20 protein-coding genes are annotated in these 19,496 nt (G+C 35.2%); 5 read left to right on the plus strand and 15 right to left on the minus strand.

The window, feature by feature from the left end:
* Positions 1-100 precede the first annotated feature (100 nt).
* The 3 genes from DRF65_RS04130 to DRF65_RS04140 form a co-directional block, all read right to left on the minus strand.
* On the minus strand, positions 101-1,138 hold the full coding sequence (locus tag DRF65_RS04130) for a peptidylprolyl isomerase (RefSeq protein WP_228438523.1): 1,038 nt from the start codon (positions 1,136-1,138) through the stop codon (positions 101-103).
* An 81-nt stretch (positions 1,139-1,219) separates the two neighbouring features.
* Entirely contained in the window at positions 1,220-1,732 is a 513-nt protein-coding gene (locus DRF65_RS04135) for an FKBP-type peptidyl-prolyl cis-trans isomerase (protein ID WP_115968984.1), read from the minus strand.
* A gap of 387 nt (positions 1,733-2,119) precedes the next feature.
* Positions 2,120-3,190 carry a branched-chain amino acid aminotransferase gene (locus DRF65_RS04140; RefSeq protein WP_115968986.1) on the minus strand — a complete coding sequence of 357 codons (1,071 nt, stop codon included), beginning with the start codon at positions 3,188-3,190 and terminating at the stop codon, positions 2,120-2,122.
* 85 nt (positions 3,191-3,275) lie between these two features.
* On the opposite strand from DRF65_RS04140, the gene mnmD reads away from it, so the two are divergent.
* Both mnmD and DRF65_RS04150 read left to right on the plus strand, forming a co-directional pair.
* On the plus strand, positions 3,276-3,950 hold the full coding sequence (gene mnmD / locus DRF65_RS04145; protein ID WP_115968988.1) for a tRNA (5-methylaminomethyl-2-thiouridine)(34)-methyltransferase MnmD: 675 nt from the start codon (positions 3,276-3,278) through the stop codon (positions 3,948-3,950).
* Positions 3,951-4,056: 106 nt separating this feature from the next.
* Positions 4,057-4,473: an NUDIX domain-containing protein gene (locus DRF65_RS04150; RefSeq protein ID WP_115968990.1), complete on the plus strand. Its 417-nt coding sequence runs from the start codon at positions 4,057-4,059 to the stop codon at positions 4,471-4,473.
* 27 nt (positions 4,474-4,500) lie between these two features.
* On the opposite strand, the gene DRF65_RS04155 is transcribed toward DRF65_RS04150, so the two are convergent.
* Positions 4,501-5,205, minus strand: coding sequence for a DUF4294 domain-containing protein (locus tag DRF65_RS04155; protein WP_115968992.1), 705 nt, complete (start codon positions 5,203-5,205; stop codon positions 4,501-4,503).
* Positions 5,206-5,256: 51 nt separating this feature from the next.
* On the opposite strand from DRF65_RS04155, the gene chrP reads away from it, so the two are divergent.
* Positions 5,257-6,330, plus strand: a complete 1,074-nt coding sequence (gene chrP / locus DRF65_RS04160) for a chryseobasin maturation metalloprotease ChrP (protein ID WP_115968993.1) — start codon at positions 5,257-5,259, stop codon at positions 6,328-6,330.
* A gap of 337 nt (positions 6,331-6,667) precedes the next feature.
* On the plus strand, positions 6,668-7,318 hold the full coding sequence (gene rpe, locus DRF65_RS04170; RefSeq protein WP_115968997.1) for a ribulose-phosphate 3-epimerase: 651 nt from the start codon (positions 6,668-6,670) through the stop codon (positions 7,316-7,318).
* Positions 7,319-7,536: 218 nt separating this feature from the next.
* Here rpe and chrI read toward each other — a convergent pair whose 3' ends face one another.
* The 3 genes from chrI to chrA are packed head-to-tail and all read right to left on the minus strand — an operon-like array spanning position 7,537 to position 9,390.
* The gene (chrI, locus tag DRF65_RS04175; protein ID WP_115968998.1) at positions 7,537-8,028 is read right to left on the minus strand and encodes a chryseobasin maturation helper ChrI; all 492 of its coding nucleotides are present in this window, start codon (positions 8,026-8,028) and stop codon (positions 7,537-7,539) included.
* Between the two features lie 36 nt (positions 8,029-8,064).
* Positions 8,065-9,162 carry an MNIO family chryseobactin maturase gene (gene chrH / locus DRF65_RS04180; RefSeq protein WP_115969000.1) on the minus strand — a complete coding sequence of 366 codons (1,098 nt, stop codon included), beginning with the start codon at positions 9,160-9,162 and terminating at the stop codon, positions 8,065-8,067.
* Positions 9,163-9,165: 3 nt separating this feature from the next.
* On the minus strand, positions 9,166-9,390 hold the full coding sequence (gene chrA / locus DRF65_RS04185; protein ID WP_123947269.1) for an MNIO class RiPP chryseobasin precursor ChrA: 225 nt from the start codon (positions 9,388-9,390) through the stop codon (positions 9,166-9,168).
* Between the two features lie 150 nt (positions 9,391-9,540).
* On the opposite strand from chrA, the gene DRF65_RS04190 reads away from it, so the two are divergent.
* On the plus strand, positions 9,541-11,388 hold the full coding sequence (locus DRF65_RS04190) for an alpha-L-fucosidase (RefSeq protein ID WP_115969004.1): 1,848 nt from the start codon (positions 9,541-9,543) through the stop codon (positions 11,386-11,388).
* 80 nt (positions 11,389-11,468) lie between these two features.
* Here the strand turns inward: DRF65_RS04190 and DRF65_RS04195 are convergent, their stop codons facing one another.
* The 8 genes from DRF65_RS04195 to DRF65_RS04230 all read right to left on the minus strand — a co-directional run bounded on the left by DRF65_RS04195 (position 11,469) and on the right by DRF65_RS04230 (position 19,482).
* On the minus strand, positions 11,469-11,885 hold the full coding sequence (locus DRF65_RS04195) for a nucleoside-diphosphate kinase (protein WP_115969007.1): 417 nt from the start codon (positions 11,883-11,885) through the stop codon (positions 11,469-11,471).
* Between the two features lie 618 nt (positions 11,886-12,503).
* Positions 12,504-13,430, minus strand: coding sequence for a ribosome small subunit-dependent GTPase A (rsgA, locus tag DRF65_RS04200; RefSeq protein ID WP_115969009.1), 927 nt, complete (start codon positions 13,428-13,430; stop codon positions 12,504-12,506).
* A 122-nt stretch (positions 13,431-13,552) separates the two neighbouring features.
* Entirely contained in the window at positions 13,553-14,635 is a 1,083-nt protein-coding gene (locus DRF65_RS04205) for a chorismate mutase (protein WP_115969011.1), read from the minus strand.
* Between the two features lie 397 nt (positions 14,636-15,032).
* On the minus strand, positions 15,033-15,611 hold the full coding sequence (locus DRF65_RS28780) for a hypothetical protein (RefSeq protein WP_228438505.1): 579 nt from the start codon (positions 15,609-15,611) through the stop codon (positions 15,033-15,035).
* Positions 15,612-15,643: 32 nt separating this feature from the next.
* Positions 15,644-16,729 (minus strand): DNA polymerase III subunit gamma/tau, encoded by a 1,086-nt coding sequence (dnaX, locus tag DRF65_RS04215; protein ID WP_115969014.1) that lies wholly within the window; start codon positions 16,727-16,729, stop codon positions 15,644-15,646.
* Positions 16,730-16,828: 99 nt separating this feature from the next.
* A complete protein-coding gene (locus tag DRF65_RS04220) occupies positions 16,829-17,461 on the minus strand; it encodes a TetR/AcrR family transcriptional regulator (RefSeq protein ID WP_115969016.1) in 633 nt (210 codons plus the stop codon).
* 6 nt (positions 17,462-17,467) lie between these two features.
* Positions 17,468-18,724, minus strand: a complete 1,257-nt coding sequence (locus tag DRF65_RS04225; protein WP_115969019.1) for an aminotransferase class I/II-fold pyridoxal phosphate-dependent enzyme — start codon at positions 18,722-18,724, stop codon at positions 17,468-17,470.
* Between the two features lie 404 nt (positions 18,725-19,128).
* A complete protein-coding gene (locus tag DRF65_RS04230; RefSeq protein WP_115969022.1) occupies positions 19,129-19,482 on the minus strand; it encodes a helix-turn-helix domain-containing protein in 354 nt (117 codons plus the stop codon).
* Positions 19,483-19,496 lie beyond the last annotated feature (14 nt).

The raw sequence follows: 19,496 nt of genomic DNA on the forward strand, positions 1-19,496 counted from the left end.
ACTAAAGTAGTCATTTTCAGAGTGCAGACAAAACCATCTCATTAATATAAACAAAAAAGCCGCCCTTTTCGGGGCGGCTCTCATATCTTTAAAGATTCAATTATTTTACTTTTACAAGCTCAACATCGAAAACTAACCAAGAGTTTGGCGGAATAACTCCTCCTGCCCCTCTTTCTCCATAAGCCATTGCTGGCGGGATCAATAAAGTAGCAGTTTCACCTTCTTTCAATAATAGGATTCCTTCATCCCATCCTTTGATTACTCTCCCCATTCCGATTGGAATATCAATAGGTTCGTTTCTCTTAAATGAAGAATCGAATTCAGTTCCGTCTACTAATTTTCCTGCATAGTGTACAGAAACGTTATCACCTACCTTTGGTGCTTTACCATCGGCAGTTTTAGTGATTTTATAGTAAAGACCTGATTCAGTTTTTTGCATTCCGGCTTTTAGGTTTTCAACTAATTTTTCCTGGTTTGCTTTGAACTCTTCTTCTTTTTTCTTTTTTTCCGCTTCTTCTTTAGCAATGAAAGCTTTGTTATTTTCTGCGATTTTAGCCTTTCCCTCGTTGAAAGTTTTAGCTGCATCGTAATTTTTATACTCGTCACCTTTACCGAAGATAGAAACTTTTTCTAAAACGATATCTGTTTTAGGCTTATCCTGAGCTCCTTTTTCAACATTAGCAATAGTGTCAATTACATCATTACCTTTTACCACTTTTCCGAAGATCGTGTGTCTTCCGTCTAACCAAGGAGTAGCTACTTCAGTGATGAAAAACTGAGAACCGTTTGTATTTGGCCCTGAGTTCGCCATAGAAAGAATACCTTTTCCTGTATGTTTAAGATCGTTTCTTTCATCTTCAAATTTATATCCAGGATCTCCCATCCCTGTTCCCTGAGGATCACCTCCCTGGATCATGAAATCTTTGATTACTCTGTGGAAAATAGTTCCGTCATAATAAGGAACTCCCTTAGCCTTAGCTTTGTTGTCGATTTTCCCTTCTGCAAGACCGATAAAGTTGGCTACAGTTACTGGTGCTTTCTTGTCCTCAAACTTCACAATCAGGTTACCTTTTGTAGTTTGAAGATTGGCATAAAGCCCGTCATTAAGACCTTCGTAAGTTTCTTTGTCTACGTTCATTTTTTTATAAATTGGGGTACAACTCATCAGCGAAACACTTGCCGCTGCCAGAATTATATTCTTGTTAAACAATTTCATGTATTATAAAGCTTTTAATTTTATGATTAATGGTATATCGTTGTCTATTTTCTTTTCGTCTCCAAAAGTTCCATAAGCCAAAGAAGACGGCACCAAAAGCGTCACTTCCTCTCCATCATGTATAAAACGCAAAGCATTTTCCACCGCTTTCAGTTCATCAAAATGCCCGAATTTGGCATCTCTTCTTTCAAAAGGCTGATCATAAATTTTGGTCTCATCAAAATCATACAGTTCATAAGAATAGGAAATCAGAGTATTATCTGCTCTTCTTTCTCTATAATCAAAACCATCAACCGTTACCCAATAATTAAGCTGTGTAGGATAAAATTTTATCGTTTGTCCACTAATCCAATCCTGAATATGTCCTCTTTCAATGGTATTCAGATTTTTCATTCTGTTCTTAGAAACATCCAGATCTTTCTGGCTCAAAACACCTCCTACCGGAGGATGTGCCGTCTGTACATTTCTATTACAGCTCAACAGGCTTATGGCTGATATGAAGAGTATTTTTTTCATAAACTTTTGCGAAAATACACATTTTGTGAATCAATTACAAAAGCTTTAAACCATTAATGTAAATTATATAAAAACCTCCATTGCTATTTATGATTAAAATCCAATCACAAAAGATACAAAAGTTTTTAGACACTTAAGTCTTATAAATTAAAAGTATAACGTGGGCAAGAGCACTTAAGTTTAAAAAATGAAAGATTTCTTTGGTTGGGCCAGATCTCACTCAATTTATGAGCAGTGATTACATATAAACATCTGTGCAAATCTACGTCATCTGTGGTTAAAATCTACCTACATATACTCCAGTTTCTTAATTTGTGTGAATTAAATCTATAGAATAATAAAAAAAGCCGGGTGATTCCCGGCTTATTATAATGTATTTAAATACTTTTAAACTGTTTCAAGAGCATGGTCTACAACCACTCTCCATCCGAATGGATCTTCAGCAAGATTATTTTGAAGGTCTACTAAATCTTTCTTAAGGATCGCTGCATAGCTTTCTTCATCTGATAATCTTGGAAGTGCTAATTTTTCACCCTCATATCCTAAAGCCTGGAATTGAGTGGTTACCACTGCTGTACCTACTCCCCATACTTCTTTAAGCTCTCCGTTTTTCAAAGCTTCAATGACGGTTTTTACCGGGATTGGCTCAACTTTAACTTCGATTCCTCTTTTCTTAGCTAATTGAAGGAAGCTGTCTCTTGTAACTCCGTCAAGGATTTTCTCAGATGTAGGTGGTGTATAGATTGTATCGTTGATTCTAACAAATACATTCATAGTACCACTTTCTTCGAAATACTCATGCGTTGCATCATCAGTCCAGATGATTTGCTCATAACCTTCTTCAATAGCTAATTGAGTTGGATAGAAAGAAGCGGCATAGTTCCCCGCTGCTTTAGCAGAACCTACTCCACCGTTTGCTGCTCTTGAATAGTGATCAGAAATTTTTACAGAAACCGGTTCTGAATAATAGCTCTTTGCTGGTGTTGCTACGATAGCAAACATATATTTTTCAGAAACTCTTGCTTTCAAAGCTTCCTCTGTTGCGAAAATTAATGGTCTGATATACAAAGACATACCTTCTCCCTGAGGGATCCAGTCTCTGTCGATATCTACTAATGCTTTTAATCCGTCTAAAAACATTTCCTCAGTCACCTCAGGCATAGCAAGACGCTTCGCTGACTTGTTGATACGTTCAAAATTCTTTTCAGGCCTGAAAAGGAAAACCTGTCCATCTTTGTCTTTATAGGCTTTCATACCTTCAAAACAAGCTTGTCCATAGTTTACGCCCATCATGGCAGGTGTAAATGGTATTGGACCGTAAGGAACTAGTTTCACATCACCCCATTTTCCATTTTCATACTCACATATAATCATATGATCTATAAAGGTACCACCAAATGAAAAATTGTTAGGGTCAAATGTAGAAATTCTGGAGTTTTCAGTTTTTTGAATTATCATTTTTTAAAATTTTTACGATGTTCTACAAATTTAACATAATTTTCTAAATATAAAAATTTTAGAGTAAATTTGACAAAAAATTAGCTTGAAAAGAGAAATTAAGACAACAAACGACGGAAGTAAAACACTGTTTATCAATGATTTAAATGAAAATTATCATTCTCATCATGGTGCTCTTCAGGAAGCAGAACATGTGTTTATTAAAAATGGATTAAACTTAATAAATAATTGCGAAATTAATATTTTAGAACTAGGTTTTGGAACAGGTTTGAATGTTTTAGTGACAATTAATGAATATTTAAAAACTGACAAAAATCATGTCATTAATTATTTTTCGCTCGAAAAATATCCCATAAATGAATCTGAAGTTAATGATTTAGCCTACTTTGAACTTTTTGATAACCCTGAGTTTAAAAATATTTATCAGAAAATTCATCTGGCAGATTGGGAAAAGTCAGTAGAAATCATTAGTGGATTCAACCTTAAAAAGATAGAATGTGACTTTTTTGATCTGAAGAACATTAATCTGCCTGAAATCAACCTTGTTTATTTCGACTGTTTCGGAGCAAGAGTACAGCCGGATCTTTGGGAAAAACCACTTTTCGAGTTAGTAGCTGACAAAATGGCCATTAACGGATTATTAACAACCTACTCTTCTAAAGGAAGTGTGAGGCGAATCCTTCAGGAGCTGAACTTTCAGGTCGAGAAGAAACAAGGACCTCCAGGGAAAAGGGAAATGATTAATGCAATCAAGCTTTAATCAAGTAAAAATGCATACCAGTGAAATTACATTTTCATCCTTTCATCAATATATGCCTCATAAAAATTCCTTACCTTAGCTATACAAAATATTATACATTATATATATGATAGACAAGATCAACATTAGAGTGTATGGCTGTGCAGTAAAAGATAAGAAAGTACTCACTTTATTTGAAGAATATGCCGGCGAACCTTTAGTGAAATTTCCGGGTGGCGGATTGGAATATGGTGAAGGAACATTAGAATGTCTCCATCGTGAATTTGATGAAGAACTGAATGTGAAAGTAGATATTGTAGAACACTTCTATACTCAGGAAAACTTTCTTGTTTCCCGTTTCAGAGAAAACGAACAGCTTCTTACCATATATTATATTGTAAACATTGTGGACGAGAACGAATTCCTTATTATGGATCCTTGTATTGAAAAAACGGAATGGATGGATATTGACAGGCCTGATAACCCTTTCCCCCTTCCTATTGATAAAATCGTATTTGATAAATTAAAAGAAAAATTCCTGTAAGTGAGCTTACAGGAATTTTTTATATTATTATTTCTTTACTTTAAAATCAGTTGCACCCGGATAAGGTTTCAGATATCCTGAATTCCAGTTAGACTGCAGTAATGACTCTACAAATTCGTCTGTTCTGTTTTTATGGGGATCATATCGCTCTTTTAAATCAATATCAGCCATTTTCCCTTTCAGGTTCCACCAAAAGGCACTAAACCCGCCTCGCATCTCTTTAATGATTTCGTATACATTTTTACCGGTTGCTCTATTCATCAACTTTGCAAAAACCTGCCCTTCGGTAGTGGTAAGATCTCTCAACTGTTTTTCATATTGATCGGCAAGCATATTTTGTCTTTCTCTTACAAACTTTCTCTTGGCTTTATTATCCATATCATTCATGTCTACCTGAATGTCTCTGTACTGCTGCAAAGCGGTTACAAATAGCGGATATACTCTGTATAACTTCTTATTTAAGAAATAGTAGTAATTCTTATCCAACTGATTATTAAACCTCGGCTTATTAACCAAAACCAATTCATCCATTACTACCACAGGCTCTCCGTTCACTTCATAGATCTTGACTTTCTGCTGCTCGTCGTAATAATATTTATTACCAAATTCATCTACTTTCAAAGATTCAGCGGGGTATTGATTCAGTGGTTTTGCCACCACAGTATCGTTCTGTCCAAAAACACTGACTCCAAAAAAGAACATAAAAAGACAGACAATCTTACTAAAATTCATTATTTTTACACTTATAATAACAAAAATTAAACGCAAAAATCATTCCTTTTTATGAAATTTGAAAAGAAATCTTTAAAATTTTTAGAGAAATATTTAAACACTTCATCTCCAACAGGTTACGAACACAAGGGACAAGAGGTTTGGATGGACTATATCAGACCTTATGTAGACAAGATTGAAGTGGATCATTACGGAACATGCTATGGAATCATTAATCCTGAGGCTGAATTTAAAGTAGTGATTGAAGCTCATGCGGATGAAATCTCGTGGTATGTTAATTATATCACAGATGACGGACTGATTTATGTAATCAGAAACGGAGGCTCAGATCAGACGATCGCTCCATCAAAAGTAGTACACATTCACGGAGAAAACGGGATTGTAAAAGGTGTTTTCGGATGGCCGGCTATCCATACGAGAACAAACCAGAATGAACCCACTCCAAAAATTGAAAATATCTTCATCGACTGTGGAGCTACTTCTAAAAAAGAAGTGGAAGACATGGGAATTTTTGTTGGATGCATGATTACCTACCCCGATGAGTTCTTCGAAATGAATGACAGGTATTTTGTCTGCAGAGCTCTTGACAACAGAATCGGAGGTTTCATGATTGCTGAAGTGGCAAGGCTTTTAAAAGAAAATAAAAAAACGATCCCATTCGGTCTTTATATCACCAATTCCGTACAGGAAGAGGTTGGTTTATACGGCGCTGATATGATTGCCGACACCATTAAACCTAATATTGCCATTGTAACTGATGTAACGCACGATACCACTACTCCAATGATCGAAAAGAAAAAAGAAGGAGATCAGAAATGTGGTGCAGGACCGGTAGTATTCTTTGCTCCAAGTGTTCACCATACCATCAGAGAACTGATTATTGACACAGCAAAAACAAAGAAAATTCCTTATCAGAGAGCAGCAGCCAGCAGAGCTACAGGGACAGATACTGATGCTTTTGCACATTCCAACGGCGGTGTACCAAGTGCATTAATTTCTTTACCTTTGCGTTATATGCATACAACGGTAGAAATGGTATCTAAAGAAGACGTAGGAAATGTTATTAAGCTGATCTACGAAACAATTCTGAAGATTAAACCGGAAATGAAGCTGAAGTATCATTAAGATGAAAGTTTTCTTTTATCATTTAATCCGAAAACCAACTTTTATATCAGTTTTAACTGCTCTTTTTTTTCTTTATGTAGCTTTTTTAACTGTATATAAATTATTTGATCCGCCCAAAATAGGATCACCATACAACATGATTCTTGAAATGTTATTCATTGTCAGCTTCGTGCCTTTAGGATTATTTATAATTGATAGATTGTTGGTCATTAAAATTAATCACATCAAATTGACTATCATAGAAACAATGATATTTGGAAGTATTTTCCTGTATCATATTCTGGTTGATAATCCATTTTAAGAGAGAGAAATCTAAGTAAAAGTATAAAAAGTAAAAATGAAAACGAAGCTTATTGCTCCATCCCTTTTATCTGCAGACTTTGGGAACCTGCAAAGAGATATTGAAATGCTGAACAACTCTCAGGCCGACTGGTTCCATATTGACGTTATGGATGGTAGATTTGTTCCTAACATTTCATTTGGTTTTCCGGTGATGAAAACCGTTCAGCAGCATGCTAAAAAATTCGTGGATGTTCACCTGATGATCGTAGAACCCGAAAAATATGTTGATGAATTTATCAACCATGGTGCTGACCTTGTATCTGTACATTATGAAGCATGTACTCACCTTCACAGAACCATTCATCATATTCAGAGCAAAGGAGCTAAAGCAGGTGTTGTTTTGAACCCTTCCACTCCTGTTCTAATGCTTGAAGACATTATTACTGATGTGGATCTTGTATTATTGATGAGTGTAAATCCAGGATTTGGAGGACAGAAATTCATTGAGAACACCTACAAAAAAATTGCTGAAACAAAAGATCTTATCCTGAGCAACAACTCTACTGCACTTATTCAGGTAGATGGTGGAGTAAATCTTGATAATGCTTCTAAGCTTTTTGAAGCCGGAGCTGATGTTTTGGTTGCCGGAAATGCAGTATTCTCTGCCGAGAGTCCGGAGAGAACCATTGAACTTTTGAAAATCTAATAAAAGTTACAAGTTTAAACATACAAAAGGCAGTTCCAATGGAGCTGCCTTTTTCAGTTTGAAATTGAGTCGTCCTGGTTATTAATTTTTTTTCAAAATTCTTTTAATGTTTAAATTCCTTCTTACTAACAACACAAAGATCAACATAAAATAGACATCGGTCAATCCGTAGAAATACGGAATTTATACTTGAGTATTTCCACTTATTACAAGATTTTCTATACATCTTTATGCCATACACAGGCACAAACTACCAAAACAATACTTACCACAGAAAAAACAGTTCGTAGGTTATTCAAGAAGTTCCATCTGGCTTCAAAATTTTCACGCATTTGTTTAATAGCTTCAGCAGTAGATCCCGAAATATCAAATTGATCAAGCTGATCGTTCATAGGAACATTCCCAACTACCGTAATTCCGAAAACACCTATCAGATAAGCCAATGTAGCCAATAAAAGAAAAATAAAAACAGGTTGTTCCCCACGCAGAAAAAAGGTAGACACAGGAAGAAGAATAGCCGTTCCCATAAAGCTCAGGAAAAATACCGGATTAAGAATTTCACGGTTGATGCTCTGCATAGCCTTCAGATATTCCACATCAGACAATTTTCCCAGTCCCAGAACTAGAGAACAGGAGTAGGCGTAGAAAAGTCCGGCAATGAGAGCCATAAGCACAGCTGTGATGATTAACAATACTATGGTCATTTTCATATAATTTGGTTTGTTATTATTAGCTTCTTATCAGGATTAATAGGGATTCCATTTTTTAATGATATTCCGGGCCGTAATAATCATTTCCGGGTCCCATTTTTCTGTTTTGAAATATTGAAATGTATGATGATTAACAGATTCAGGTTCAACATTATCAAACAGTAATTTTGTGAGTAATGTCTGCTCCTCGTGTAGAATCCTATCTTCCAAAGGATGTTCCGGGAATTGTATTTCTTTCCTGTTTCGGTTCTCCTTATTTTGGGCATGCCAATCTGATGAATCGATCAGCATTTTGACCTTTGCAAAATCATCCAGAAAACTTTTCTTTTTTTCTTCCGTATTGATTGTATGGCCGAGCCGTTCAATAATTATATATTCCAGATTTCTGCATTGAGATAAGACTGAAGGCAATACAGACAGAATATCTTCAGGAATTACATCATCATGGGTATCTCTCCGTACCCACTTTTTTCCATAGGCACTTTCCTGCCAGCTTCCTCCTGAAAGATGAATCTCTTTAACCTTATCGAGTGGGTATAGTTTAATAATATCCTGCATCTGTACTTCAAAATTACAGGACTGACAATAGATATTGTGAAGATCAAGAATCAGGAATCCATCAGTATCATCTGTCAGCTTGTCAAGAAATACACCCTGTTCCAACACATCATCCAATGAGAATGAGAATGCAAGATTTTCTATTCCTACCGGAACCTGTACAGCATCCTGTAATCTGTAAAGCCTGTCTTTACCTATCGCTAGTGTTTTTGAATGCAAAGAGACAGGCAGCGGTACTCCCTGATGAAAGTTTTCGGTATTCATGAAACCGAAATGTTCCGTAATATGGTTGTATTTTCTTTTATGAAACTCTTCTTTTAATTTTTGCAGCCAAAGTTCCTGCCTTTTGGTCCATCGGGCATCAAATAGAGAGTAATACACTCCATGACCAATCAGACGATTATTTTCTGAGTAAAAATTAAGCAGATCACTCAACCAATCCGGTTCTTCCGTATTGTAGAATGTATCAAATGACCATTCAAGCACTTCAATAGAATTGCTTTGTAATAAAGGCAAAACAGCAGACAGAAATTCTGCTTCTGCCATCATAGACAGCCCTAACAGAGGTTTTCCCATAACCTATCCCATTCCACAAGCCGGGCAGGAAAACCCGTTAAGTTTAATGGTGTCTTTTTTAACAATGGCTTTAGGAGTAGTCGGATTAGGTTTTTCCGGACTTTCAGAAGCCGGTGCTACTTTTCTAACTTTCTTCACTGGCTTTTTAGTTTTTGAAACAGGTTTTGTTGTTTGTGCAGAAACTCCTGCTGCCAATAAACTCGCCATTAATAACGTTGGAATTTTCATAATCTCTTTTTTAAAAAATTTACAATAAACGTTCCATTTTTAAAAATACAATAATAAGAAACGTTTTAACAACAATTATTATCAAATATTAAAAACTATTTTATACTGTAAGGTTTTCTTTATTTATATTTAATGTTAAATAATATAAATATGCAAATCAGTCTGATTAAAGCTGTTTTCCTTGGATTAATATTATCTGCGAATAGTATTGATGTACAAGCCCAAACAGTTGACAACAGCAAAAAAATGGAGTGGTTCAAAAATGCAAAACTGGGTATTTTTATTCATTGGGGAATCTATTCCGTTAACGGGATCTCTGAATCCTGGTCATTCTTCAACAATTACATTAATCACGAAAACTATATGAAACAGCTGAATGGTTTTTCAGCTTCAAAATATCAACCAGAACAATGGGTAAATCTTATTAAGGAATCTGGAGCAAAATATGCTGTCATCACCACAAAACATCACGATGGAGTTTCCTTGTGGAACTCAAAGGCCGAAAAAGCGACAAGTATTCCTCAAAACTCTCTGGCAAAAAAGGATATTTTAAGCCCTTTTGTTTCTGCTCTGAAAATATCGGGCTTAAAAACAGGGCTTTATTTCTCTTTACCGGATTGGAGCCATCCATATTATGATATCAATACCAGGACAAAAAAACGTTATGAAATAAAAGATGAGCCAACACGCTGGCATAATTTCATCAGTTATTATCAAAGTCAGCTAAATGAACTTTCCACTCAATATTCTCCAGATCTTCTTTGGTTTGATGGAGACTGGGAACACACTTCTGAGGAGTGGAAAGCTTCTCAGACTCTAGATTTACTCAAGAAATACAATCCTAATATTATCATCAACTCCAGACTCAACAATCATGGGGATTATGACACTCCTGAACAGGGCATTCCTGTAGTTCCACCAAAAAAAACATATTGGGAGCTTTGCTATACCATGAATGATTCCTGGGGCTATCAGCCTTATGACAAAAATTACAAGACCCCTAATATGATTGTAAGAACTTTCACAGATGTAATCAGTATGGGTGGAAATCTTTTACTTGATATCGGTCCGAAGTCAGACGGTACCATTCCCGAAGAACAGATTGAAATTCTTAAAAACCTTGGGCGCTGGACATCCAAACATCAGCATGCCATCTACGAAACGACTCAAGGGATTCCTTTCGACAATTACAAAGGGAAGTCGGCTTTGTCAGTCTCTAAAAAATCTTTATTTCTTTATCTTGATGAAGCCAAAAATTTTACAAAGATCTATGGATTGGCAACAAAGCCAATTTCAGTAAAAATCGTTGGAGATCCATCGGCTGTTGTTAAAACAGATTATAATGCTGAAAAAATACTCACCTTGAACTTCTCCAATGTAAAGTTTGACAAAGATGTTACCGTAGCAGAAGTTACTTTTGACCATCCACCTTTATTTATTAAAGATTTTAAGAAGGAAGAACGCCCGCTTTCCGAAATACTGGAAATGAAAAACACTTATGAAGCAGTTTACGATATCACCAATGCTCTGAACTACGATAATAATCTAGTAACACTTGATGGACTGACTAATGATGGCCTTGACATGAAAATTAAAAAAACATCTAAGGCAAACCCAGAGACCTTACAATGGATAAGCAAACATGCAGAGGCCTTATTTGAAACAGGCAAAGGTCTTCCGGAGGGGCATTTTCCTGGAATGAGTGCTTTATCAAAAGACAAACAGACTCTTTATCTTTTTGTGGAAGGAATCCCTACCGGCCCTATTGCTCTAAAAGGAATAAAAAATGATATTTCCAGGATAAGAATCGTAGGTGACGGCAGTATGCTTACCCATACTATTTACAATAAACTTTACTGGAGTGACCGTCCGGGAATTATTTACATTGATATCCCAAAAGAAAGACTGGATCAACAGATGACTGTGATCGCCGTTTTACTTAATAAACCTATTGAACTGTACAGAGAAAGTGTAGGAGCTATCGAAAACAACCTTTAATCAATTTTGAAACAGGAGTTCATAAAAACAAAATCCGGAGAAAAAATTCTCCGGATCTTTTATTTTGTAAAGTAATTTTCTTAGAAAATCTCTCTTCCTGAAAAATTGAACTGAGCTTCGATTAATGCATTCTCGTCAGAATCTGAACCGTGAACTGCATTTTCTCCGATGCTTCTAGCAAACATTTTTCTGATTGTACCTTCTGCTGCTTCTGCAGGATTAGTAGAACCGATCAATGTTCTGAAATCTTCAACTGCATTGTCTTTTTCTAAAACTGCAGCTACGATAGGACCAGAACTCATGAACTCTACCAATTCACCATAAAATGGTCTTTCAGCGTGTACTTCATAGAATTTTTTTGCATCAGCAACTGTAAGCTGAGTTAATTTTAAAGCTTTGATTTTAAAACCACCTTCAGCAATCTTACCCAATATTGCACCGATATGTCCGTCAGCTACTGCATCTGGCTTAATCATAGTGAATGTAATGTTAGACATAAATGTATATTTTTTTAATGCCGCAAAATTACAAAAAATATCTTTGATTTTTATTTTAATTTTTTTTTAACATAAAAATAACTTTTATTAAGAAATCATGAACCAAACTTTGGCACAGTAATTGTTAATTCTATTACGATTCTCATGTTTAATTTGAGTTTTCATGGTTATTAGTTTTTACCCAGCTTCGGCTGGGTTTTTTATTTGTAAAAAAACATGCATTTTATTATCAATTTGACAAAACTAAAATACATATAAAACTATATTAATATAGTATTGCTTCCATTTCAATCAATGAAATAATTGATATTTTTCACTTTTTTTTCATGGTAGAAAATTCTGACATCAAAAAGTGGAGTTATACTATAAATTCCCATGACAAAAAGTAGAGTTATTTTAAAATCTTTTATTTTTTTATCTCCAAAAAACAAAAAGTTCCTGAAATTATTTTTATTACAGTTTTTTAAAAATTATTTCCAAGATTATAAATGAAATAAGAAAATTTATTTGCTAAAACAGGACAAAGAAAACTTAATAGGTTTTTAAAATTTGTTAGGTTCAGATAAAAAAAACCTCCATACTATTATATGGAGGCATATTGGTAGAAATATTTTATAATTATTTTTGGGTAGCTTCTTCAGCTTCATCCATCAACTTTATATAAGTTGCATAACGGGAATGCTGGATCTCTCCGGTTTCAAGAGCATCAATTACGGCGCATTTCGGCTCATTGACGTGAAGACAATTATGGAACTTACATTCTTCTCTTTTTTTGAATATTTCAGGGAAATAATGCTGTACTTCTTCCTTTTCAATATCAATCATTGCAAATTCACGGACTCCTGGAGTATCAATAACATTTCCCCCGAAATGCCAGAAATGCATCTGCGCAAAGGTCGTTGTATGTTTACCTTTCAAATGCGTATCCGAAATTTCAGAAGTTTTCAGATTTAATCCAGGTTGTAAAGCATTTACCAATGTAGATTTTCCGCATCCTGAATGTCCGAAAAAAACAGAGGTTTTATCTTTCAGAAGATCCTGAAGCTGATCGAGATTCAATCCTGAATATGATGAAATCTCTAATGTATCATACCCTATTCCCTGATAATCAGATTCAACATCTTTTACAATTTCAATCTCCTCTTCATGTAAAACATCAATCTTATTGAAAAGAATTAGCGGCCTAATGTTATAAGCTTCACAGCATGCCAGAAACCGATCCAGAAAACCTAATGACGTTTCCGGGTGCTTTAAAGTAAAAATAAAGCAAGCCAGATCAATATTGGAAGCGATAATATGCGCTTCCTTTGAAAGGTTTACGGATTTCCTGATCAGGTAATTTCTGCGGGACTCAATCTTTGTAATCCATGCAATATCATCCTGTTCCAGCTGGAATTCCACAAAATCTCCTACAGCAAGCGGGTTGGTAAGTCTTGTTTTGATGAGTTTGAATTTCCCCCTGATCCTGGCCTCGAAAATTTTATTTGTTTCCAATTCCAAAACCTGGTACCAGCTGCCTGTAGATTTAATGATTTTTCCTTTCATAAATAATATGGTGCAAATATAAGGAATTAGGGCTTAGGGTTTCGAATATAGGTGAAAACAATGTTCCGATTTCCTAAATTCTATTCCCTAAGCCCTATTCTTTGTTATCCTTTGTCGACAGTTTATTTCTTATCGATCATAATACTGTTCTGTACTTCAATAGATTCTTCGTGAATCGCTTTGAATACTTTCTCAATAAAGTCCTGAGACATTCCTGTTTCTTTTGCTTTTTGGGTTGCGTATTCTGTAATCACTTTCCAACGTTCAGGCTGGAAGATTGCAATATCGTTTTCCTTTTTAAGTTTCCCGATTTTTTCTGAGATTTTCATCCTTTGAGAAAGAAGTTCAATTAATTGGAAATCAAGGTCAGAAATCAGGGTTCTGTGTCTTCCCATTTCACCTTCGAAACCTGCAAGATTTGTACTTCTTACTTTTAAATTACCGATCAAATCAGCCAAAACTTCAGGGGTGATCTGCTGTGCTGCATCACTCCATGCTTCATCAGGATTGGAATGGGTTTCAATAATGGCTCCTTGGTACCCTACGTTAAGTGCTTCCTGAGTAATATCTGCCAAACCTGTTCTGTTTCCGCAAATGTGAGACGGGTCAATCAGCATTGGAATATTCGGGAACTGGCTTTTGAAATCAAGAGCAATCTGCCAGTTAGGGTTATTTCTGTATTTTGTTTTTTGGTATGTTGAGAATCCTCTGTGGATAACTCCCAGATTTTTAATATCCTGCCCCAAAAGTCTTTCTAATGCTCCAGCCCATAAAGCAAGATCTGGATTTACAGGATTTTTAACGAATACCGGCTTGTCTGTTCCTCTTAAGGCCATTGCAATTTCCTGTACCGTGAAAGGGTTTACTGTAGAACGTGCACCAATCCAAAGAACATCTACATCTGCCTCCAACGCTGCAAATACATGGTGAGCATTAGCAACTTCAGTCGCTGTTTTGAAACCATACTCTTCTTTTACTTTTTTCAGCCAGTTCAAACCGATTACTCCTACTCCTTCAAACCCATTAGGTTTAGTCCTAGGCTTCCAGATTCCTGCACGGAAAACCGATACCTGAGCATTGGATTCTTTAATTCTTCTGGCTGTTTCAAGCATCTGAGCTTCACTTTCAGCACTGCAAGGTCCTGCAATCATTAACGGCTGTGTAAGCCCACTAATCCACTCGTTTTTTAAGTCTTTTAAATTCATATTCTAAATTTTATTGTTTTTATATTTTTTGTTAAGTCTACAGCAATAGCCCTTTTGATCATAAAATTTAATTTATAATTCTTTTCAAAAAATGCCGTTCAAAATTATTTAAAGGAATCAGGAAAATGAAAGGGCTCTACTTCTCCTGTATTTTTTGGAAAGAAATTTTATTAACAGTACCAATAAAATCGGTAATACGTTCTAAAATTTCTAAAATAAGAAGCAGAAAAGCTAAAATAACCGCTAAAATAATTAGCGGGTGCAAAGAAAGACAGATATGTATTAGATAATTTTTCCATTTTGTTCTGGAAATGTCTTTGTTTTAGCGTTTCGTACTATAATTTGTTTTTTGTCGAAAAGTTATTTCTCGCAGAAAACTTTGACAAATATATAAAAATTATGTCAAATCAAACTTCATTAAATCATCAAGATCTTTCAAAAGTGGATTTTTTTCAATAAATTTTTCGAATATTTTCCTTTTGGTCACTACCTCAATCTTCAGATTTTCAACGTCTCTCACGTATTCTACCTCAATTGAATAGTTCTGAACTTTTCTTCTGAAATGATTAAAAAATTCTCCACTTATTTTATCAAATTCTACTTTTGCAGAGTCGGAAGGGAACAAAACTTTGATTTTATTCTCTTCTTTTTTCTCCAGCTTAAAGGTTTTTACGGCATTAAAAACGAAATTATTTTTTACCTGCAGCTGCTTAAGCATGATTTTCCATTCCATCTGCAGATCTGTATCTGTAAAATGGTTTTTGGGAAGATAATCAGTTCTCACTACTGCATCTTCTTCAGTAACCACTTTCTCTTCTTTATTCAAAAAGGAATTGATACTGAAGCCGGAGGAAGCTCCAGGTCTGGATAAAGGTTTTGTAGTTTTGCTGATAACAGCCTGTACATTATCTACTTGTACGGCCTGTTCTATCTTAGCGGGTTCTTTTTTCTCCGGAGCTTTTTCAGGAATTTTCACTTCCTGTTTCTCACTGAGAAACGGAGCCAGTATCAGGAATTTTTTTTTTTAGTAACGTCTGAATTAGCAGTCAGCGAAGCCAATTGCATTAAAGCAATCTCAACAGTAAGTCTTGGATTCTTGGAATTTTTATAATTAATATCTGCGTGGTTGCAAATCTCAATACCATCAATCAGCAGTTGTGCGGACCATTTCTGACCTTGCTCCACAAACTTAGATTTTGTCTTCTCACCCACTTCGATCAGGTCTATGGTAGACGTATTCTGAGCCATCATTAAATCGCGGAAATGATTTCCAAGTCCGGCAACAAAAATATGGGGATCGAAACCTTTTTTAACAATCTCATTAAAAGCAGAAAGTACTTCAGGAATTTTATTTTCCTTGGCAAGATCCACAATATTCAGATACTGATCGTAATCCAGAATATTCAGTACTTCGGCGGCTTTTGCCAGGGTAATATTCCTCTGAGAGAACGTGGAAAGCCTGTCGAAGATAGAAAGCGCATCTCTTAATGCACCATCAGCCTTCTGAGCGATCAGATACAAGGCATCATCTTCGTATTGGATATTTTCTTTCTGAGCAATATTTCTGAGATGTCCCTGAATATCTTCAATCATGATTCTTTTAAAATCATAAATCTGACAACGGGATAAAATGGTTGGAATAATTTTATGCTTTTCTGTAGTAGCCAAAATAAAAATGGCATGAGCCGGCGGTTCTTCCAGGGTTTTAAGGAAAGCATTGAAAGCGGCAGAAGACAGCATATGAACCTCGTCAATGATATATACTTTATATTTACCTACCTGAGGTGCAAAGCGTACCTGATCTATCAGTTCTCTGATATCATCTACAGAGTTATTGGATGCAGCATCCAGTTCATAGATATTATAAGCAAAGCCATCTTCTGAAACAGAGCCGTCTTTCTCGTTAATTTTTCTAGCCAGAATTCTGGCACAGGTAGTTTTACCTACACCACGAGGACCACAGAAAAGTAATGCCTGAGCTAGCTGGCTCTCTTCAATTGCATGTTCTAAAGTATCCGTAATATGGGATTGTCCTACTACAGTGTCAAATTCCTGAGGACGATATTTTCTTGCAGATACTATAAAATTTTCCATTGGTCAAAAATAAGAAATATAGTTTTAATTTGAAAATTAAAAGTTTTCAAATTATCCACAAGAATTATTATTCTGTTTCAATTAGAAAACTTTTAACTATCATTTTTTTGTAGTATAGTAATGGTTGATAATCTCTACAATTACTTTTTTCACTTCATCTCTTCCTTCGTCTGTTCTCATATCAATACCACAAAACTCTGTCCCGTTGTATGCAGGGAATAAATTCAGATAGTAAACTCCTGCTGCAATTAAAGCTAACATTGCTCTGATTTTTGTAGCATCTTCTCCAAAATAAGGATCTGTTACATTTTCAAAAAGATTAGCAGCTACTTCTTCTCTTTGCTTAAGAATATTTTTAAGGATTGGCTTACTTTCAGAAAGTTCCCAAAGAATAATTTTTTGAAGCTCTTTGTTTTTCTTCAGGTTCTCGAATTGTGCAAGAATTCCCTGGGTTAAAGCCTCCTGGCCTTTTCCAACATGTATTTCTTCTTCAATATCCGGGCTGAATTTACTCCAATAATCCTGAGATTTAATATATTCATCAATCAGTTTATCTGTACTTCCAAAGTACTCATAGATAAGCTTTTTATCGAATCCAGCTACTGCGGCGATCTTACTTACTTTCAGACCGGAATAACCTTTTACTCTCAAAATTTTACCAACTGCAGCAAGCAGTTTTTGTTTTGTTTTTTCTTTGTCCCTAATAGGGCCCTGCACTACTTTTCTAGGCATAATTTATTATTTTTTTGCAATATGCATTTTTTTATTAATATCATCAAAGACATTAAGAGTTTTGTCGAGATGCTCCTTCTCGTGTCTTGCTGTTACGCTCATCCTGATTCGGGCATCTTTTCTGGCTACGGCCGGATACATAATCGGATTGGTATAAACACCATTTTCCAGTAATATGCGTCCTATATCCCACATCTTATTCTGATCACCGATCTTCACCGGAATAATTGCAGAACAGGTAATCCCGGTATCCAAACCTAAATCATTAAGTCCTTTTTTAAAGTAATTGATGTTATCCCATAGTTTCTGCTGCCAGAAAGGCTCTTCATCAATCAAATCAATTGCTTTCAATATTCCAAAGGAAGAAGGTGGAGGCGTCACTGAGAAAATATGTTGTCTCGACTGGAATTTAAGAAATGATGCAATTTTCTTGTTTGCGATCACATATCCTCCCAGATTACCGAAAGTCTTGCTAAATGTTCCTGTTATAAAGTCTATTTTATCAAATAATGCATCATCTTCTAAAGCTCCTCTCCCGGTTTCTCCTAAAACCCCTACTCCATGTGCATCATCTACCAGAAGATAAGCATTATATTTTTTAACAAGATCACAAATTTCCTTAGCGCGTGAAACATCTCCTTCCTGAGAGTATACTCCATCTACGATAACAAGCTTTGTACGGTACGTATTTTCACATACCTTCAAAATATGTTCCAAAGCCTCCAAATTATTATGAGGAAATGTTTTTTTATTGGTAAAAGCACATCCTTCATGCACACTGGCATGCACCCCCATATCTAATATCGCAATATCCTCTTTCTGCATTAAAATCTGCAAAGTGGCACTATTAGCCGTATATCCGGAAGTAAACAACACTACTTCATCTTCATTTCTTCCAAAGAAATTGGCTATTTTTTTTTCTATATCACTATGGTAATCAAAGTATCCCCCGATAAGAGGTGATGCTCCTGTACCTGTTCCATATTTTTCTATTCCATCAATAGCAGCCTGTTTTACTTTCGGGTGCTGTGTTAATCCAAGATAATCACTGGTCACAAAGCTTACATACTGTTTATTCTGGTCTGCAATATCAATATTTAATATTGCGTCGGTTCCTGAAGTATTTTTCAGTCTGTAATTCATGTGCCCTCTAGATTTCATAGTATCTAGAAACTCATAAAAATAATCTGCTCTTTGAGCAATATCGTAGTCTGGGATATTCTCAAAATCTTTAAATGTTGCTGTTGCAAAATCAATACTCATCCTAAGTTATTTAGTGGGGTTCATGTAACAAATATATGACTATTCAAGAGGCTTCAAAAGTTTAATGAAATTAAAAAATTATTAAAAGCATATTTTCTGAAGTCAAATAATTTATATATCAGTAGTTTCTTTAATTTTTGATTTAATTAATTTTCTAGATTTAAATTTAACAAAAAAAAGAAATCCATAAAGCAATATTAATAAAGAAACCATAAAAAAACTCCCATGTACAACACAACTACCTCATTTATAAAAGATTATTTTTTATTATCTAACAATTTAATTAACATGATTGCTGTTACAAGAACATACCAACCAATACTCCTTCTAAATTTATCACAAAATAAAGAAATAAATTATATAAAACCATACTATAATAAGGTTTTTTGATAACAAATTAAATTTCACCTACTGGAAGAACTTCTAAAATCACCAGGTGTCTTACCTGTCACTTTTTTAAAGAACTTTGAAAAATTTGAAGGATCATAAGTAAGAATACGGGCAATTTCTGCAACGGATTTATCTGAATCAACTAACATTTGTTTGGCTTGCCGGATAATTTCTTCGTCATAAAAGTAGCAGGGATGCTGTCCGGTCTTCTTTTTAATGGTATCAGTAAGATGCTTGTGGGATACTGCAAGTTCCCCTGCAATCTCGTTTACTTCCATAAATTCAGGAACTTCTCCTGAAACCACCTGCCGGATATGGTTTATCAAAAAGTCAAAATATTGAGTCGTAATTTCTTCGCTTCTTTTCATGTGTTTTTTTGTTA

It is taken from the genome of Chryseobacterium pennae (assembly GCF_003385515.1).
GTDB lineage: Bacteria > Bacteroidota > Bacteroidia > Flavobacteriales > Weeksellaceae > Chryseobacterium > Chryseobacterium pennae.

What these genes read in the sequence shown, in the direction of transcription:
- rsgA (WP_115969009.1), bottom strand. Translation starts at nt 13,430, where the DNA reads ATGAAAGGAAAAATCATTAAATCTACAGGCAGCTGGTACCAGGTTTTG.
- DRF65_RS04155 (WP_115968992.1), bottom strand. Translation starts at nt 5,205, where the DNA reads ATGAATTTTAGTAAGATTGTCTGTCTTTTTATGTTCTTTTTTGGAGTC.
- DRF65_RS04150 (WP_115968990.1), top strand. Translation starts at nt 4,057, where the DNA reads ATGATAGACAAGATCAACATTAGAGTGTATGGCTGTGCAGTAAAAGAT.
- chrH (WP_115969000.1), bottom strand. Translation starts at nt 9,162, where the DNA reads ATGGGAAAACCTCTGTTAGGGCTGTCTATGATGGCAGAAGCAGAATTT.
- chrP (WP_115968993.1), top strand. Translation starts at nt 5,257, where the DNA reads ATGAAATTTGAAAAGAAATCTTTAAAATTTTTAGAGAAATATTTAAAC.
- chrI (WP_115968998.1), bottom strand. Translation starts at nt 8,028, where the DNA reads ATGAAAATGACCATAGTATTGTTAATCATCACAGCTGTGCTTATGGCT.
- DRF65_RS04220 (WP_115969016.1), bottom strand. Translation starts at nt 17,461, where the DNA reads ATGCCTAGAAAAGTAGTGCAGGGCCCTATTAGGGACAAAGAAAAAACA.
- DRF65_RS04140 (WP_115968986.1), bottom strand. Translation starts at nt 3,190, where the DNA reads ATGATAATTCAAAAAACTGAAAACTCCAGAATTTCTACATTTGACCCT.
- DRF65_RS04205 (WP_115969011.1), bottom strand. Translation starts at nt 14,635, where the DNA reads ATGAATTTAAAAGACTTAAAAAACGAGTGGATTAGTGGGCTTACACAG.
- DRF65_RS04230 (WP_115969022.1), bottom strand. Translation starts at nt 19,482, where the DNA reads ATGAAAAGAAGCGAAGAAATTACGACTCAATATTTTGACTTTTTGATA.
- DRF65_RS04225 (WP_115969019.1), bottom strand. Translation starts at nt 18,724, where the DNA reads ATGAGTATTGATTTTGCAACAGCAACATTTAAAGATTTTGAGAATATC.
- DRF65_RS04195 (WP_115969007.1), bottom strand. Translation starts at nt 11,885, where the DNA reads ATGTCTAACATTACATTCACTATGATTAAGCCAGATGCAGTAGCTGAC.
- DRF65_RS04130 (WP_228438523.1), bottom strand. Translation starts at nt 1,138, where the DNA reads ATGAACGTAGACAAAGAAACTTACGAAGGTCTTAATGACGGGCTTTAT.
- rpe (WP_115968997.1), top strand. Translation starts at nt 6,668, where the DNA reads ATGAAAACGAAGCTTATTGCTCCATCCCTTTTATCTGCAGACTTTGGG.
- chrA (WP_123947269.1), bottom strand. Translation starts at nt 9,390, where the DNA reads ATGAAAATTCCAACGTTATTAATGGCGAGTTTATTGGCAGCAGGAGTT.
- DRF65_RS04190 (WP_115969004.1), top strand. Translation starts at nt 9,541, where the DNA reads ATGCAAATCAGTCTGATTAAAGCTGTTTTCCTTGGATTAATATTATCT.
- dnaX (WP_115969014.1), bottom strand. Translation starts at nt 16,729, where the DNA reads ATGGAAAATTTTATAGTATCTGCAAGAAAATATCGTCCTCAGGAATTT.
- DRF65_RS04135 (WP_115968984.1), bottom strand. Translation starts at nt 1,732, where the DNA reads ATGAAAAAAATACTCTTCATATCAGCCATAAGCCTGTTGAGCTGTAAT.